General features: G+C 40.0%; 15 protein-coding genes, 1 pseudogene and 1 other annotated feature. Of the genes and pseudogenes, 6 read left to right on the top strand and 10 right to left on the bottom strand.

Going from position 1 to position 14,366, the window contains the following annotated elements; all coding sequences use genetic code 11:
• Positions 1 to 252 precede the first annotated feature (252 nt).
• Both L0B17_RS06880 and L0B17_RS06875 read left to right on the top strand, forming a co-directional pair.
• Positions 253 to 821 (top strand): annotated as a pseudogene (locus L0B17_RS06880) (FKBP-type peptidyl-prolyl cis-trans isomerase).
• A gap of 280 nt (positions 822 to 1,101) precedes the next feature.
• Positions 1,102 to 1,467: a hypothetical protein gene (locus L0B17_RS06875; RefSeq protein WP_235088661.1), complete on the top strand. Its 366-nt coding sequence runs from the start codon at positions 1,102 to 1,104 to the stop codon at positions 1,465 to 1,467.
• Positions 1,468 to 1,528: 61 nt separating this feature from the next.
• Here the strand turns inward: L0B17_RS06875 and trpR are convergent, their stop codons facing one another.
• Positions 1,529 to 1,804, bottom strand: coding sequence for a trp operon repressor (gene trpR, locus L0B17_RS06870; protein WP_235088660.1), 276 nt, complete (start codon positions 1,802 to 1,804; stop codon positions 1,529 to 1,531).
• Positions 1,805 to 2,001: 197 nt separating this feature from the next.
• On the opposite strand from trpR, the gene L0B17_RS06865 reads away from it, so the two are divergent.
• Positions 2,002 to 2,451 (top strand): c-type cytochrome, encoded by a 450-nt coding sequence (locus L0B17_RS06865; RefSeq protein WP_235088659.1) that lies wholly within the window; start codon positions 2,002 to 2,004, stop codon positions 2,449 to 2,451.
• Between the two features lie 100 nt (positions 2,452 to 2,551).
• Here the strand turns inward: L0B17_RS06865 and L0B17_RS06860 are convergent, their stop codons facing one another.
• Positions 2,552 to 3,217 carry a cytochrome b/b6 domain-containing protein gene (locus L0B17_RS06860; protein ID WP_235088658.1) on the bottom strand — a complete coding sequence of 222 codons (666 nt, stop codon included), beginning with the start codon at positions 3,215 to 3,217 and terminating at the stop codon, positions 2,552 to 2,554.
• Between the two features lie 585 nt (positions 3,218 to 3,802).
• Between L0B17_RS06860 and hpf the strand changes: the two genes are divergently transcribed.
• Positions 3,803 to 4,153, top strand: coding sequence for a ribosome hibernation-promoting factor, HPF/YfiA family (gene hpf, locus L0B17_RS06855; protein ID WP_235088657.1), 351 nt, complete (start codon positions 3,803 to 3,805; stop codon positions 4,151 to 4,153).
• A gap of 116 nt (positions 4,154 to 4,269) precedes the next feature.
• Positions 4,270 to 4,390: a sequence feature (Phe leader region), on the top strand.
• A 47-nt stretch (positions 4,391 to 4,437) separates the two neighbouring features.
• On the top strand, positions 4,438 to 6,378 hold the full coding sequence (locus L0B17_RS06850; protein ID WP_235088655.1) for a chorismate mutase: 1,941 nt from the start codon (positions 4,438 to 4,440) through the stop codon (positions 6,376 to 6,378).
• A 66-nt stretch (positions 6,379 to 6,444) separates the two neighbouring features.
• On the opposite strand, the gene L0B17_RS06845 is transcribed toward L0B17_RS06850, so the two are convergent.
• The 8 genes from L0B17_RS06845 to ffh all read right to left on the bottom strand — a co-directional run bounded on the left by L0B17_RS06845 (position 6,445) and on the right by ffh (position 13,074).
• Entirely contained in the window at positions 6,445 to 6,885 is a 441-nt protein-coding gene (locus L0B17_RS06845; protein WP_235088654.1) for a hypothetical protein, read from the bottom strand.
• 29 nt (positions 6,886 to 6,914) lie between these two features.
• Complete coding sequence (tyrA, locus tag L0B17_RS06840) at positions 6,915 to 8,054, bottom strand: bifunctional chorismate mutase/prephenate dehydrogenase (RefSeq protein WP_235089655.1); 1,140 nt, start codon at positions 8,052 to 8,054, stop codon at positions 6,915 to 6,917.
• Between the two features lie 11 nt (positions 8,055 to 8,065).
• On the bottom strand, positions 8,066 to 9,157 hold the full coding sequence (locus L0B17_RS06835; protein ID WP_235088652.1) for a 3-deoxy-7-phosphoheptulonate synthase: 1,092 nt from the start codon (positions 9,155 to 9,157) through the stop codon (positions 8,066 to 8,068).
• A gap of 399 nt (positions 9,158 to 9,556) precedes the next feature.
• Entirely contained in the window at positions 9,557 to 9,910 is a 354-nt protein-coding gene (gene rplS, locus L0B17_RS06830; RefSeq protein WP_235088650.1) for a 50S ribosomal protein L19, read from the bottom strand.
• Between the two features lie 34 nt (positions 9,911 to 9,944).
• A complete protein-coding gene (gene trmD, locus L0B17_RS06825; protein WP_235088649.1) occupies positions 9,945 to 10,691 on the bottom strand; it encodes a tRNA (guanosine(37)-N1)-methyltransferase TrmD in 747 nt (248 codons plus the stop codon).
• A gap of 15 nt (positions 10,692 to 10,706) precedes the next feature.
• On the bottom strand, positions 10,707 to 11,237 hold the full coding sequence (rimM, locus tag L0B17_RS06820) for a ribosome maturation factor RimM (protein ID WP_235088647.1): 531 nt from the start codon (positions 11,235 to 11,237) through the stop codon (positions 10,707 to 10,709).
• A 20-nt stretch (positions 11,238 to 11,257) separates the two neighbouring features.
• A complete protein-coding gene (rpsP, locus tag L0B17_RS06815) occupies positions 11,258 to 11,509 on the bottom strand; it encodes a 30S ribosomal protein S16 (RefSeq protein WP_011638368.1) in 252 nt (83 codons plus the stop codon).
• A 191-nt stretch (positions 11,510 to 11,700) separates the two neighbouring features.
• Positions 11,701 to 13,074 carry a signal recognition particle protein gene (ffh, locus tag L0B17_RS06810; protein ID WP_235088644.1) on the bottom strand — a complete coding sequence of 458 codons (1,374 nt, stop codon included), beginning with the start codon at positions 13,072 to 13,074 and terminating at the stop codon, positions 11,701 to 11,703.
• Positions 13,075 to 13,433: 359 nt separating this feature from the next.
• Between ffh and L0B17_RS06805 the strand changes: the two genes are divergently transcribed.
• The gene (locus L0B17_RS06805; RefSeq protein WP_235088643.1) at positions 13,434 to 14,222 is read left to right on the top strand and encodes a cytochrome C assembly family protein; all 789 of its coding nucleotides are present in this window, start codon (positions 13,434 to 13,436) and stop codon (positions 14,220 to 14,222) included.
• Positions 14,223 to 14,366: the final 144 nt, after the last annotated feature.

Below are 14,366 nucleotides of genomic sequence, written 5' to 3'. Positions count from 1 at the left end.
TTCATATTTTTCAATCAATAAAGGTAAATAAGTCTATTCTCCTACCTAAAAAAAAGCACTGTAAAAATGATCTCGCTGATAATAGTCAGCGATACTTCATAAAAAAGTAAATTTCTATGTCAATCTATTCTTCGGGGCCAAAATAATAGCGAGTTAATTAAATCAGTAATAATTGTGCAAAATCTGACACAAATCATCGCAGCTCAAAAAAAATAAAGGTATTATGCGCCCATATCAGCAATTGGAGTCATTATGAAAATTTCAAAACATGCCGCGGTTACCATTCATTACCAGCTAAGCGATGCACAGGGTCTATTATTAGAAAGCTCTTTTGATGGTGAGCCAATGATTTATATTCAGGGGACCGAAAATCTTATACCTGGTCTAGAAGCTGAATTAGAAGGGAAAGTTGTTGGTGACAAGTTTGAAGCAAGCATTCCCGCCGAACAAGCTTATGGTGTATATCACGAAGGTTTGAAGCAAGAAGTGCCTTTAACTGCATTTGGTGACATTGAAGATATAGTTCCTGGCATGCGTTTTATCGCTGAAACAGAGATGGGCCAACGTCCTGTTCAAGTCATAGAAATAAAAGACGATAGTGTCATTGTTGATGGTAACCACCCCTTAGCTGGTCAAGCATTAACATTTAATGTTGAAGTTATTGATGTGAGAGAAACGACTGCAGAAGAAATCGCTCACGGACACATTCATGCCCATGGTGGCAGTTGTGGCGGTGGACATTAACATCATCATGACCAACAACCTTGTTATATCCAAGGCGGGGTTGTGTTGGCAATGGCAAATGTAGTTGTAACTCGTAATAAATCTAGACTGTTATACTAAACTGCTAGGTTATTTCACCTGATAAGATCTGTAGAAAGTTTGCATAAACGAAAGTCGCTGACTAAAATATAGTCAGCGACTTTTTTTATAAGCTATACTTTATTCTGTACGATATCACTCGATACACGATTTAATAGCGTTACGCTTGCCCTTTTCACCTTGTTTATTAGTAAGGACAATGAAATAAACATGAGTTAGCAACGTGACTTATTTCCAGTATAAAAATAATAATAATTAATGATTAGCGACGGAGTGCTCATGTTAATTAAGCCACTTTATGAGTTATTACCTTATACATATATTGCTATAGGCGGGGTTAGTATTTTGCTTCTCCAACAAGAGTATGCAATTGCAGCCGCTATTGTAGTGTTTTTGTTTGGTGCCAGAATTTATAACTTACGCTCACAAAACCGTCGAACCGATACTAAACATAGGCGCAAAGAAGGGTTATGGCCAGACTGGTTTTATGGATACATGCCATTCCTCTATATTTTATCGGCAGCTTTGCTGTATCGTTTTATCCCGAAAGATTCTAGCGCGCTGTTTGCTATTTGTCTGGTCACCTTTGGGACTTACTTACTTTTAAGGCGATCCAGTTATAGACGTCATAAAATTCCAGTTTAAAGCCATGACCGATAGTTAATATCAGTTCGGGAAATGAACACTGACGATTGTGACTAGGTATCTATAAAATCAATTTTTGAACTTGCGCACGCTGTTCATTGGACATGTTTTTAAGGTAATTAGAGCAGCGTGTAATAGTGGCAATACTGACTTGATACTCAGCTGCTATTTGCCTTTGGCTTAACTCACCTTCTAACAAGGTTTGAAACACCTTTAATCGGCCAGCGACAGCGCTACGCTCTTCTTCTGTCAGTAATAGCCTAAATAATACTGCTAATTCATCATGATTTGAATGAGTCAAAATTTTATCGACCACCAAACTCCAATTCGCTCTCATAGGTACTCTCTTTAATAAAGTCACACTGATAATAACAAGGAAACAGCCGAAAGCAAAAGCTGCAACAAACTATATAGTGGTGCCCGAAAGTGAAGTTATGTAAATTCGCCTCACATTCAGAAACAATCTAAAGGTGATTTCATACAATAAATGTGTAAAATAAAGCCAATACACAACTGATAATAATAGAGAATACGATGAAAAAAATTTTACTAGCAATGACTGCCACTGCATTACTCATCCCAAGTGTTTATGCGAATAACTTTAAAGATACTGACCACGCCATTAAATATCGTCAGTCAGCATTCAGTTTAATTGCCTACAATTTTGGTGATATGGGTGCGATGTTAAAAGGTAAAAAAGAATTTGATGCCACGGTATTTGCAGATCGTGCAACTAATGTCGCTGCACTGTCTAAAATCCCTCATGAAGGCTTTATTGTAGGTTCAGACAAAGGAAATACTGACGCATTAGCAAAAATTTGGACCGACAAAGCTGATTTTGATAGCAAGATGAACGAGTTCCAAAAAAATGCCACTAAACTTGCCGCAGTTGCGCAAGATGCGGATTTAGGACAAATCAAAAAAGCATTTGGTGATACAGGTCAAAGCTGTAAAGGTTGTCACGACGTTTATAAAAAAGACTAAGAAATAGCTTTTAAAATTAACCACCAAGCCTTATAAAAAAGCCTATATCGATGATATCGAATGGGCTTTAATTTAACGAGCATAGACGCTAAAGCATCGACTACATATATTTAACGACATCAGCCAGTAAGCTAAACCATACCGCAGCAAATAAAACAGCAAAAACAATTAACGCAAGCCAAATACATGTCATTTTAGGATGTAGTAATTCACCTTTAACACGTTTATAGCCTGTTATCATTGCTGTTATTAGATTTTCACCTTTAACAAGATAAACAATGACCGCCAACACATGCATTGCTGCAAAACCAAGAATAATATTGAAGTTTTGTTTATGCACCCATGTCAATGTACTTACAGCATCCGAGGAGACATAACTATAGAGTGGACCTTCAGTAAAAATATCGTCAGTAGCAAATAACCCTGTCACGAGTTGTATTGTTAATAGGCTTAGTAGTAATACAACCATATAACCACCCAGCGGATTATGCCCTAAGGACTGAGGTTTATGTTTATCTTTTGCGTATTGAACAACCGTTTTCGGGGAACGGATAAAATGGGTAAATTTTGCAGTATCACTACCAATAACTCCCCAAACAAGTCTAAAAGCTAACAGCGTCAGTAATAAATAGGCGAATATTTGATGTAGGCTCATCTCTCCTGCATCGGCACTCCACCATAATGCACCGAGTAATACCACCATAACCCAATGAAACGCTCTTACTGGAAAATCCCACACTTTGATTTGCTTGAATTGAGATTGCATTTAATTGCTCGACCTTGGTAAATGTTGTCATACTTCGCTATCAGCGAAAACGTCACTCATTATAAAATTATTTATTCAATTTAGGGGGGATAAAAACGTAAAGAAGTGTAAGTAACCTCAACTAGGGATAATAAACACTTATCAAACAGCCTTTTCCCTTGCTATCGGTATTGCATTAACGTGAAATAGCTTTGCTATTGACGTGTTAACAAGCCTTATTTTCAAACCAATGGCTAGTTTGCTGTTAAATAGCATAAACGTGTTGAATTGAACTGATTGAATGCGCCCTTAGCTCAAGTTGAAGTGAAGCAATGAAAAGCTAACTTAAGTCAAATAACCTTTACCCTCAAAAAATACCGGTTAACTCATGATTAAACCGCCTAACACGCTGTTGTTATCCATTCAAATATGCGCCTAGTTAATTAGCTTTTCAAGCTTAATTGACGCTATTTATAACGAAAATGCCTACGCGCTCAAATTAATATCACCTAACAAAACCTCCGCTCATTTATGTGATACAGATCACATTTTAATTGTTCTAAGTTGGTAGTCTGAAGTTAAGTAATACAACAGAAGGTTCAAAATATGCTGAAAATCACTAGCAAGCAACTTGAAGTCACTGCCCCTATTCTTGAACGTATTGAAGGACAATTTGACAAGCTCTCAAGACACGATGTTCACTTAATTAACCCACATGTCATTATTACTCAGGAAAAGCAGCTCTTTAAAATTGAAGCTTCAATAGGCTTGCCAAGTGGAGAACTATTTGCCCAGGCGAAAAACGACAACCTTTACGCAGCAATTACTGCAATGGGTAAAAAACTGGAGAAACAGCTAAATCGCCTGACCCATAAACCCCAAGCTCAACGTCATACTACATTTGAACGTGCAGAAGATGATTTTGAGTATATCTATAAGGAGGATACTGCAGCTTGATACTCATACCAGAAACACACAGCGCATCCTCGGGTGCGCTTTTTTATGCTGGTTTAAGTCAAAGTGAGCAATTTTACATTGACACTCACCCAGCGAAGTTTTAGTTTTAACCCATGAATGAAATACTGTGTCGCGTTTTTATTTTCTTTTTTATGCAGCCCACATAGGGAGGCGGTTTTTCTGTATCAAAAAGAAAATGAAAATACCAAAGCCTCCCAAATGGGAGGCTTTTTAGTTTTAACTATCGAAGTTACAATCGAATTGAACAATATTAAGAGGTTAGTATGAATAAACCACAAGGATTGGATCTAACTCGAGAACAAATTACGACGTTAGATAATGAGTTACTGACCTTGCTCTCCAAACGTCGCGAATTAAGTCTTGAAGTGGCCCGCAGCAAAGAAATTGATGTTAGACCTATTCGAGATACCCAAAGAGAAAAAGAATTACTTGAACGACTTGTTCAGCTTGGCCGTGACAAAGGGCTTGATGCACATTTTGTTATCTCGCTTTACCAAAGCATCATTGAAGACTCAGTGCTTAACCAGCAAGCTTTTTTACACGGCAGAGCCAATCCTGACACCCAGAAACAACACTATACTGTCGCCTTTTTAGGGGCTAGAGGCTCATATTCATACCTTGCCGCCACTCGATACTGTGACCGTAGGCAGGTGACAATGATCGACTTTGGTTGCCAAAGCTTTGATGATATCGTCAACGCAGTTGAATCTGGTCATGCTGATTACGGATTCTTACCGATTGAAAATACCTCTTCGGGATCAATTAATGAGGTATACGACGTTTTGCAACATACCAGCTTATCAATTGTAGGGGAAACCACCATAGAGGTCGGGCATTGCCTATTAGCAAAACCTGGTGCTGATGCGACCAAAATTAAAACCGTCTACGCGCACCCACAGCCAATTAGCCAGTGCAGTCGCTACCTGAGCTTACATCCAGAGTTTAAACTTGAATATTGCGCTAGTAGTGCCGAGGCGATGTCTAAAGTGATTGAAGCTGATAACCTAAGTGTGGCCGCTATTGGTAGTGCTGAAGGAGGTGCTTTATATCAGCTGAGCGCTATTGAAGATGGACTCGCCAACCAAAAGATAAATCAAAGTCGGTTTATTGTGGTTGCACGAAAATCAGTTGATGTACCAGCGCAATTACCCGCTAAAACCACGTTAATTATGGCTACAGGACAAAAACCTGGTGCGCTGGTTGAAGCCCTGCTGGTGTTAAAAGCACATAGCTTGAATATGTCTAAACTTGAGTCGCGTCCTATTCCTGGTACACCTTGGGAAGAAATGTTTTATATCGACATTGATGGCAACCTTGCCAATCATGACGTACAACAAGCCATTAAGGAATTAGAGCGATTAACCCGTTTTATTAAGGTATTAGGTTGCTACCCTTGTGAATCAGTCAAGCCAACACAGCTGTCTCAAGCTCAATTACTGATTGAACCGGACAGCTCAAGAGTTATCGAGCCTCCAAGTCAGCTTACTACACCAGCCACAACCAAATATAGTCGCGAATATAAGTCACAGGACAGTGAGGTTCAATGCAAACAATTACAAGTAGGTAATAATCATTTTGGCGCATTTCAATTAGTTGATGCCCCAAAAACTGATACCGAGTTAGCAACTCTTGCAAAACAAACTAAAGAAGCAGGTTTTCAAGCTATTATTCTTCATCATCCATCGGGCGTAATAAGCGAAAGCCAACTAAAGAAGTATCTTCAGGTGATTGAGCAAGCTGGGTTAGTAAGCGTTTTGCTTATTGAACAAGAAAACGATATTAACAGCGGTCACTTAGCCGACATGGTTATGTTAAGTGGTCAATATATGTTTAATCAAGACTTACTCGGCCAGCTCGGTAGTTTAAATCGACCAGTGATTATTGAACGTAATAACATGGCCTGTGTGGAGGATTGGCTTGCAGCAGCGCAGATAGTATTAGCTCAAGGTAATCAGCAGGTTATTTTGTGTGACTCAGGGGTAAGAAGTTTTGCAAGGCCAAACCATATCAGCCTGGACTTATCATCCTTAGTCACCATAAAACAAATGTGTCACCTACCTATCATCTGCAATATCGCTAATGAGTCTGCCAATAACCGATATCCACAGGCGAAGGCAGCCAAGCAACTTAACGCAGATGGTATTGTATTAGCGGCGCCTTGTATTGATGCTGATAGCAACCTACTTCGTGAGCTTTATCAGTAGTATTTATCTACAAAAATGCCGGTATTAACCGGCATTTTCTGTTACTACTCAATGACACTATAAAACTTAAACCATTAAGCCTTCATTCAAACTCACCCAGCCTTTAAATATACGGTAACTAAACCAAGTGATACCAATAAGATATAGCGACACGCTTAGCCACACAGGACTTAATAAATAGCCCGCTATAAAAAAGGGACACAGTCCAATAATACTGAGTCGTTGCCAACGTAAATGCGATGCAAGTAATGAATTAGGTTGAATGTTTTTCTGAATAAGATTAAGCCAAAAGCTGATTAACACGGGAATAAAAAAAAGCGGAAAAGCACTCATCATCGCATACAGGAAATGACCGACTGCATTATCTTGTGATGTTGACGTTGACAGCGTATCAAATGAAGTCATAGGTACATCTCCAGAATAAAAATAGGTAAAGGGCACTTTACATGCACTGTCATCGATAATATAGCTGACCACTAGAATATAAATGTAAGCCCTATACTGCATTTACGCAATCAACAAAAAATGAAAAATGATTAACCTGTTTTCATATCATTCACTGACTGTAACATGGCACGGCTTTCATGTTGAAACTGTGGAGCAAAGTCACCAAACCACTTAGCGACACGTTTAAACTCTTCTACAAATGCATGCCGATCACCTGACTTTAATAATGCTAACGCGTCTCGATAATTGTCTAAATAATCGCTTATCGCATCTTGACTGCCTTGCTGTGCAAAAATAATATCGGCGTAAAGCTCAGGATCTTGAGCAAATAGTCGACCTACCATTGCCAGCTCTAATCGGTAAATAGGCGAACTAAATTGCAGTAATGTATCTATATCAGCCTGCTCTTCACATAAATTCACACCATATACAAAACTAGAAAAATGGCGCATTGCTTGTACCAGTTGCATTGCTTTATCATGTTTAACTGGTTCAGCTTCAACAATTCTTGCGCCCCAAATAGCAATTTGCTCAAGCAGCCATTGATATGATTCTGGCTGACGCCCATGGCACACCACCACAACTTGTTTGGCTAAACTGCCTACATCTGGACCAAACATAGGGTGTAAACCTACCACAGGCCCCTTGTGTGCTTCTAGCATTGCCAAAACAGGCTGTTCTTTAATCGAGGTTAAATCAGCTAAAATACATGTATCTGGTAAATGAGTTAGATGTTCACGAATAACATCACAGGTGACTTTAATGGGAACCGTAACCAATACCATTCCAGCGCCATCAAATAGCGCTTCGGCGCGGTGCCAATCATTCTTGTCCAAGCTTTTCACTTGATAACCAGACAGCGTTAACATTTGCGTAAATAGCTGCCCTAACTGACCATCACCACCAACCACGACCACATGGCCTAAATCCGTTTTTACCTGTTTAAAGCCTACATCTTTTTCATTCAAATAAGATTCACGCATTAATCGACGTAGGATATCTTCTATCAGCTGCGGAGAAACATTCATCTTTTGTGCTTCATCACGACGCTTAGCTAACATAGACGCTTCGCGCTGAGGGGCATAAATAGGCACGCCAGCTGCGTGTTTTACTGCACCAACTTGGGCAACTAAATCTAAACGTTTACGCAATAAATGTAGAAGCTGTTGATCAACGCCATCAATTAAATCACGTAGTTTTTCTAAATCGGCTGTAGTCTTTTCGTTCATCATACTTTTCATTAACCATTAGCAACTTGCAGTACATTAAAGCGCGTTGGCAGTACGGCAGATAATTGGTTAGCGCCTTGTCGTAAAATTGTTTCAGTGGTTGCCCAGTCAATACAGGCATCAGTAACGGACACACCATATTCGAGTTCATTTAGTGGCTTATTGGTACTTTGATTACCCGCATTTAAATGGCTTTCAAGCATAACACCAATGATTGATTTATTGCCCGAGACAATTTGATTAAATACATCTTCACACACCTGTTTTTGACGATTGTGATCTTTAGAGGAATTTCCATGACTGCAATCAACCACTAAACGTGCATTTAACTTAGCATTATGAATTTGTGTTTCACACTCAGCAACACTTTGAGCATCATAATTAGGCGCAATACCACCACGCAGAATGATATGGCCGTCAGGATTACCCGCAGTTTGCAGCAAGCAGACTTGGCCTTCTTGGTTAATCCCCATAAAACGATGACTACTGGCTGCTGATTTAAGTGCATTAATCGCAACATCTAGCTTACCTTCAGTGCCATTTTTAAAACCAACAGGCATAGATAACCCCGATGCCATTTCTCGGTGAGTTTGAGATTCTGTTGTACGGGCACCAATAGCAGACCAAGTTACTAACTCAGAAATATATTGAGGACTAATGGGATCTAGCGCTTCAGTTGCTACCGGCAATTCTAATTCAGCTAACCAAATCATCAATTCGCGGGCCATACGAAGCCCTTTTTCTACATCAAAAGACTCATCCATATTAGGATCATTAATCAGCCCTTTCCAACCTACTGTTGTGCGAGGTTTTTCAAAATAAACCCGCATTAATATGTAGAAATCATCACTGAGCTCATCGTGTAATTTTTTTAACTTAAGCGCATATTCTTTAGCAGCATCAATATCATGTATTGAACAAGGCCCTGTGACAACTAATACCCGACTATCCCGTTTATGGACAATGTCTGCTACTGTTTTACGCGCATCCAAAATATAACGATAAGCATGCGCTGATAAAGGTAATTCTTGTTTCAGTTGTGACGGCGTTGACAATATTTGCTCAGAACTTATATGGATATTGTTGATGGTATCTTGTTGCATGATATCGGCTCACTGTAATAAGGCAAAAATCAATCTAGTTACACTCTATTCGTCGTAACTAGAACCACTGTATTTTTGTAATGATACACCATTACAGCATAAAGATAACTATGCCTGTGCATTTTAATGAGATCAAGGCTTATTTAATCCCAATATGCTTTTACTGCCGTATCAATTACCGATATTTCAATGTTCATGTGGCTATGCCTAAGTGGTTAATATAAAACTCAGATAATGATTTAGGTTAATGACATAAAGCTTAGGGCTAAATAACCTCAGCTAGGGATAATAAACGCTTATATAACCCAAGCATGACTGTGACTAATACAAAAAACAAAAAACCGCCTTTCGGCGGTTAGTTGTGCGAACACTGCATCTTTTAAACTAAATTGACAACTATTACTTAGTTCCCAATTTTTCACGGATACGTGCAGATTTACCTGAACGCTCACGTAAGTAGTAAAGTTTAGCACGACGAACACGGCCGCGACGCTTAACTTCGATGCTAGCAATTAATGGGCTGTGCGTTTGGAAAGCACGCTCAACACCTTCACCATTAGAGATTTTACGTACTGTGAATGCTGAGTGCAAACCACGGTTACGCTTAGCGATAACGATACCTTCAAAAGCCTGAAGACGCTCTTTATCACCTTCTTTTACGCGTACTTGAACTACTACTGTATCACCAGCACCAAAATCAGGTACGTCTGTTTTCATTTGCTCATCGTTGAGCATTTTAATGATGTTGTTCATAACTTACTCCATTCTAGAATAACTGAAACAATGACTATACGGACGTATCCGTTTCATTTACAAACTGCGCTAATAAGGCTGTTTGTTCGTCAGTCAGAGCTAGATTTTCAAATATTTCTGGTCGTCGTAGAAAAGTTCTTCCGATACTTTGCTGCAACCGCCAGAGTCTGATTTTTTCGTGGTCACCGCTTAACAACACTGCCGGTACGTCCATGCCATCTAAGTTTTCAGGGCGAGTGTAATGAGGACAATCCAGTAATCCGTTAGAGAAAGAATCTTGCTCTGCCGAAGCTTGCTTACCCAGTACACCAGGTACTAGGCGTGCCACCGAATCTATTAATGTCATTGCAGGTATTTCGCCGCCCGAAAGCACGTAATCCCCTATTGACCATTCTTCATCCACTTCAGTTTGAATAATGCGCTCGTCGATACCTTCGTAGCGACCACACACTAAAATCAAACTGTCTGATTTAGCTAACTCAGTGACGCCTTGCTGATCCAGCTTACGACCCTGAGGAGATAGATAAATCACTTTCGCTCTGTCACCCGCTGCAACTTTCGCTGCATGAATGGCATCTCGCAAAGGTTGCACCATCATTAACATTCCAGGTCCACCACCGTATGGGCGATCATCAACCGTGTTATGTCTATCATGGGTGAAATCGCGAGGATTCCACGTGTGCACCTTAAGCAGGCCGTTTTTTACGGCTCGACCCGTCACCCCAAAGTCTGTAACAGCACGAAACATCTCTGGAAACAGGGTTATTACCCCTAACCACATATGTTGTACCTCGACTTAGAAGTCAGGATCCCAATCCACTATTATCTGTTTGCCTTGCAAATCCACTGTTAAAATGAATTGTTCAGGGACAAAGGGGATCATACGTTCCACTTTGCCAAAAGCATCTTTGGCATTAGCTTTAACAAGTAAAACATCGTTAGATCCTGTTTCCACGATCTGGTCAACGATGCCCATGTTGTAGCCGTTATTATTAGTCACTTCACAGCCGATAAGATCACGGTGATAAAATTCATCATCACTGAGCTCTTTCATTTGTTCAGGCATAATCGCAATTTCACAATTTGTGAGCATTTGTGCCTGTTCCCGTGACGCTACACCTTCAAGTTCAGCGATAACCGCTTTACCTTGTGAGCGCCATTGGCTGACTTTAACTTCACGCCATTTTCCTTGGTCATAAATAAGCCAAGGAGAATAATCAAAAATGCCTTCAACAGAATTGGTATAGGCAGTGATTTTTAGCCAACCTTTAATGCCATGACAAGCGCCTATTTTACCCAGCACTATTGGCTGTTGGTTACTACTCATCTATCTATACCTAAACGCAATTAAGCTACTGCTTTACGTGCGTCTTTAATTAACTTAGCAACACGCTCAGATGTTGCCGCGCCTGTAGCAACCCAATGCTCAACACGATCTAAATCTAAACGTAAAGTTTCTTCTTGACCACGAGCTAGTGGGTTGAAAAAGCCTACACGTTCGATGAAACGACCGTCACGAGCATTGCGGCTATCAGCAACAACGATATTATAAAATGGACGCTTTTTTGCGCCGCCACGAGCTAAACGAATGGTAACCATGCGTTTTATTCCTCTAATGATTTGCTAGAAGCAAAAATAAAAACTGGAACCCGTGTTCGCGAAGGTCCCAGTAAGAAAGCCGGAAGATTTTACCCTACTTTGAAACTAATGCAACCCAAAGCGCCGTTTTTTGCAGCAAAAAGGATTATAGCGTCAAGCAAAGCGTCACTACCGAAGATTAAATTGATAAACTAACGACCAGGCATCTTCATACCTGGCGGCAACATCCCGCTCATACCACGCATCATTTTTTTCATGCCGCCTTTAGCTGACATTTTTTTCATCATTTTTTGCATTTGAGTAAATTGCTTTAATAAGCGATTTACATCTTGAATTTGTGTACCTGAACCTAGTGCAATACGACGCTTGCGTGATCCCTTAATAACATCAGGATTTTTACGCTCTTTGGCGGTCATAGAGTTAATAATCGCTTCCATTTGGCCAGTCATTTTGCCGTCTTGAACTTGCGCTAGAGCTTCTGGAGGCAGCTTACCTACACCAGGCAGTTTTTCTATCATGTTCATCATGCCGCCCATGTTCTTCATTTGCTGCAGCTGCTCACGAAAATCTTCTAAATCAAAACTACCACCAGCCTTCACTTTAGAAGCCAGTTTCATCGCTTTGTCTTTATCGACACCGCGTTCAACTTCTTCAATCAATGAAAGTACATCGCCCATGCCTAAAATACGTGAGGCAATACGATCAGGATGAAACGGCTCTAATGCATCAGTTTTTTCACCAACACCTAAGAACTTAATAGGTTTACCGGTTATGCTACGAATTGATAACGCCGCACCACCGCGAGCATCACCATCAACCTTGGTTAAAATGACCCCAGTTAATGGCAGTGCTTCATTAAATGCTTTAGCTGTATTTGCCGCATCTTGACCTGTCATTGCATCGACAACAAATAATGTTTCTACCGGCTTAATAACCGCATGCAACTCAATGATCTCATCCATCATAGCTTCATCGACATGCAAACGACCTGCGGTATCGACAATCACAACATCAATGAACTTTAATTTGGCATAAGCTATTGCCGCTTTTGCTATATCAAGCGGTTTTTGACTGACGTCAGAGGGGAAAAATTCAACCTCAACTTCAGCAGCCAAAGTTTCAAGCTGTTTAATTGCCGCAGGGCGATAAACATCAGCACTGACAACTAATACTGATTTTTTATGACGAGTGCGTAAAAATTTACTTAACTTGGCTACCGAGGTTGTTTTACCTGCCCCCTGTAAACCTGCCATCATGATCACTGCTGGCGGCTGAGCGGCTAAGTCAAGCTCTTCATTAGCTTCGCCCATAGCGCGTTCAAGTTCGCTTTGAACAATTTTAATAAACGCTTGACCAGGACTTAAACTTTTTGAGACTTCTTGTCCAACTGCGCGATCTTTTACGCTGCTCACAAAGTCTCTTACTACTGGCAATGCAACATCAGCCTCGAGCAAAGCCATGCGGACTTCACGTAAGGTGTCTTTAATGTTGTCTTCCGTTAATCGACCACGACCACTTATATTTTTTAGTGTTCTTGATAGTCTGTCAGATAGATTCTCAAACATTTAACCGCTCTTAATACGCTTATCGATAATGCGCACTATTATACTCAAAAAATTTTAAGATGCGCGCTTGTGTGACAATTTATTCATTTTTAGCTCGAACGATTAGCCTTGCGCCTTATTTATAAAAGGATCAAACCCATAATTAATCGTGACACGAGTGCCTCTTATTCCCCATAACAGACTCGATTAAGGTAAATTATTTGCAGCTAACAGTCAGATACTGTTAAATTTTGCGTAATAGGTCACTGCCCTTATAGGGTGACTTCATGTTAATCTTACCTAATAATGTTCATGAACGTTTTGAGACTCGATATTATATCCAGTCAGCATGCACATATAACTTGATAGGTTTAAATCGGATGGTTATTTTTTCAGCTTCGGCTATGTTTTTTTATTGTATTGCACTAGTACTGGTGACTAGTCGACTATTTCATGCTGACGGCCCTAACCGTAAACTCATCATGCTCATCTCTGGTTTGGGTGTATTGATGCATGGTTTTGCTCTGTCGAAATCAATGTTTACTGCCGATGGACTTAATTTTAGTTTAACCAATGTTATTTCAATGGTGAACTGGATTATCACCTTTACCTTTATGGTCACTTTACCTAGACTAAAAGTCATCGTAGTACTTCCGGTAATTTACGCCTGCTCTATCATTTCGGTCGCATTACTGTGGCTACTACCACCTCAATTTATTATGCATTTTGAATTGCATCCTGAAATTCTTGCTCATGTTGTATTGTCGCTGATGGCTTACAGTGCCTTAATGATTGCTGCACTTTATGCACTGCAATTATGGATTATTCAAAACAAGCTTAAAAATAAAAAAATGTTCATGAGCCTGGCTATGCCACCACTGATGACTGTAGAACGTCAGCTATATCATCTTATTGTGATTGGCTTTATTTTATTAAGCTTGTCGTTAGTTACTGGGTTTGTGTTTTTAGAGGATATGTTTATTGATGGCAAGGGCCACAAAGCTATTTTATCAATGGCGGCTTGGGTCGTATATGGCACTATGTTATGGCAACACTACACTATAGGCTGTCGGATCCGCACAGCCGTGGTTTACAGTTTATCTGGTGCTGGGCTACTTTCATTAGGCTACTTTGGCGCTCGTATTGTTAAAGAACTGATTATTAATTAACACCCACCTAAATCATGACTGTAAACAAATAATCATGACCATTAAAAACGGGGACTTTGAAGGGCGTGAAGTACTCATTGTTCATTTTGTATTTTATTTTGCTGATATTATAAACCTCTATAGCTTGACTCTTATCGTCAGTGG

Source organism: Shewanella sp. OMA3-2 (assembly GCF_021513195.1).
GTDB lineage: Bacteria > Pseudomonadota > Gammaproteobacteria > Enterobacterales > Shewanellaceae > Shewanella.
The sequence above is the reverse complement of the archived record's forward strand: the minus strand, read 5'-3'. Positions and strand labels throughout refer to the sequence as shown.

Bases quoted from the DNA above. Each gene is read 5' to 3' on its own strand.
- L0B17_RS06875 (WP_235088661.1), top strand. From the start codon at position 1,102: ATGTTAATTAAGCCACTTTATGAGTTATTACCTTATACATATATTGCT.
- trpR (WP_235088660.1), bottom strand. From the start codon at position 1,804: ATGAGAGCGAATTGGAGTTTGGTGGTCGATAAAATTTTGACTCATTCA.
- L0B17_RS06865 (WP_235088659.1), top strand. From the start codon at position 2,002: ATGAAAAAAATTTTACTAGCAATGACTGCCACTGCATTACTCATCCCA.
- L0B17_RS06860 (WP_235088658.1), bottom strand. From the start codon at position 3,217: ATGCAATCTCAATTCAAGCAAATCAAAGTGTGGGATTTTCCAGTAAGA.
- hpf (WP_235088657.1), top strand. From the start codon at position 3,803: ATGCTGAAAATCACTAGCAAGCAACTTGAAGTCACTGCCCCTATTCTT.
- L0B17_RS06850 (WP_235088655.1), top strand. From the start codon at position 4,438: ATGAATAAACCACAAGGATTGGATCTAACTCGAGAACAAATTACGACG.
- L0B17_RS06845 (WP_235088654.1), bottom strand. From the start codon at position 6,885: ATGCAGTATAGGGCTTACATTTATATTCTAGTGGTCAGCTATATTATC.
- tyrA (WP_235089655.1), bottom strand. From the start codon at position 8,054: ATGAACGAAAAGACTACAGCCGATTTAGAAAAACTACGTGATTTAATT.
- L0B17_RS06835 (WP_235088652.1), bottom strand. From the start codon at position 9,157: ATGCAACAAGATACCATCAACAATATCCATATAAGTTCTGAGCAAATA.
- rplS (WP_235088650.1), bottom strand. From the start codon at position 9,910: ATGAACAACATCATTAAAATGCTCAACGATGAGCAAATGAAAACAGAC.
- trmD (WP_235088649.1), bottom strand. From the start codon at position 10,691: ATGTGGTTAGGGGTAATAACCCTGTTTCCAGAGATGTTTCGTGCTGTT.
- rimM (WP_235088647.1), bottom strand. From the start codon at position 11,237: ATGAGTAGTAACCAACAGCCAATAGTGCTGGGTAAAATAGGCGCTTGT.
- rpsP (WP_011638368.1), bottom strand. From the start codon at position 11,509: ATGGTTACCATTCGTTTAGCTCGTGGCGGCGCAAAAAAGCGTCCATTT.
- ffh (WP_235088644.1), bottom strand. From the start codon at position 13,074: ATGTTTGAGAATCTATCTGACAGACTATCAAGAACACTAAAAAATATA.
- L0B17_RS06805 (WP_235088643.1), top strand. From the start codon at position 13,434: ATGGTTATTTTTTCAGCTTCGGCTATGTTTTTTTATTGTATTGCACTA.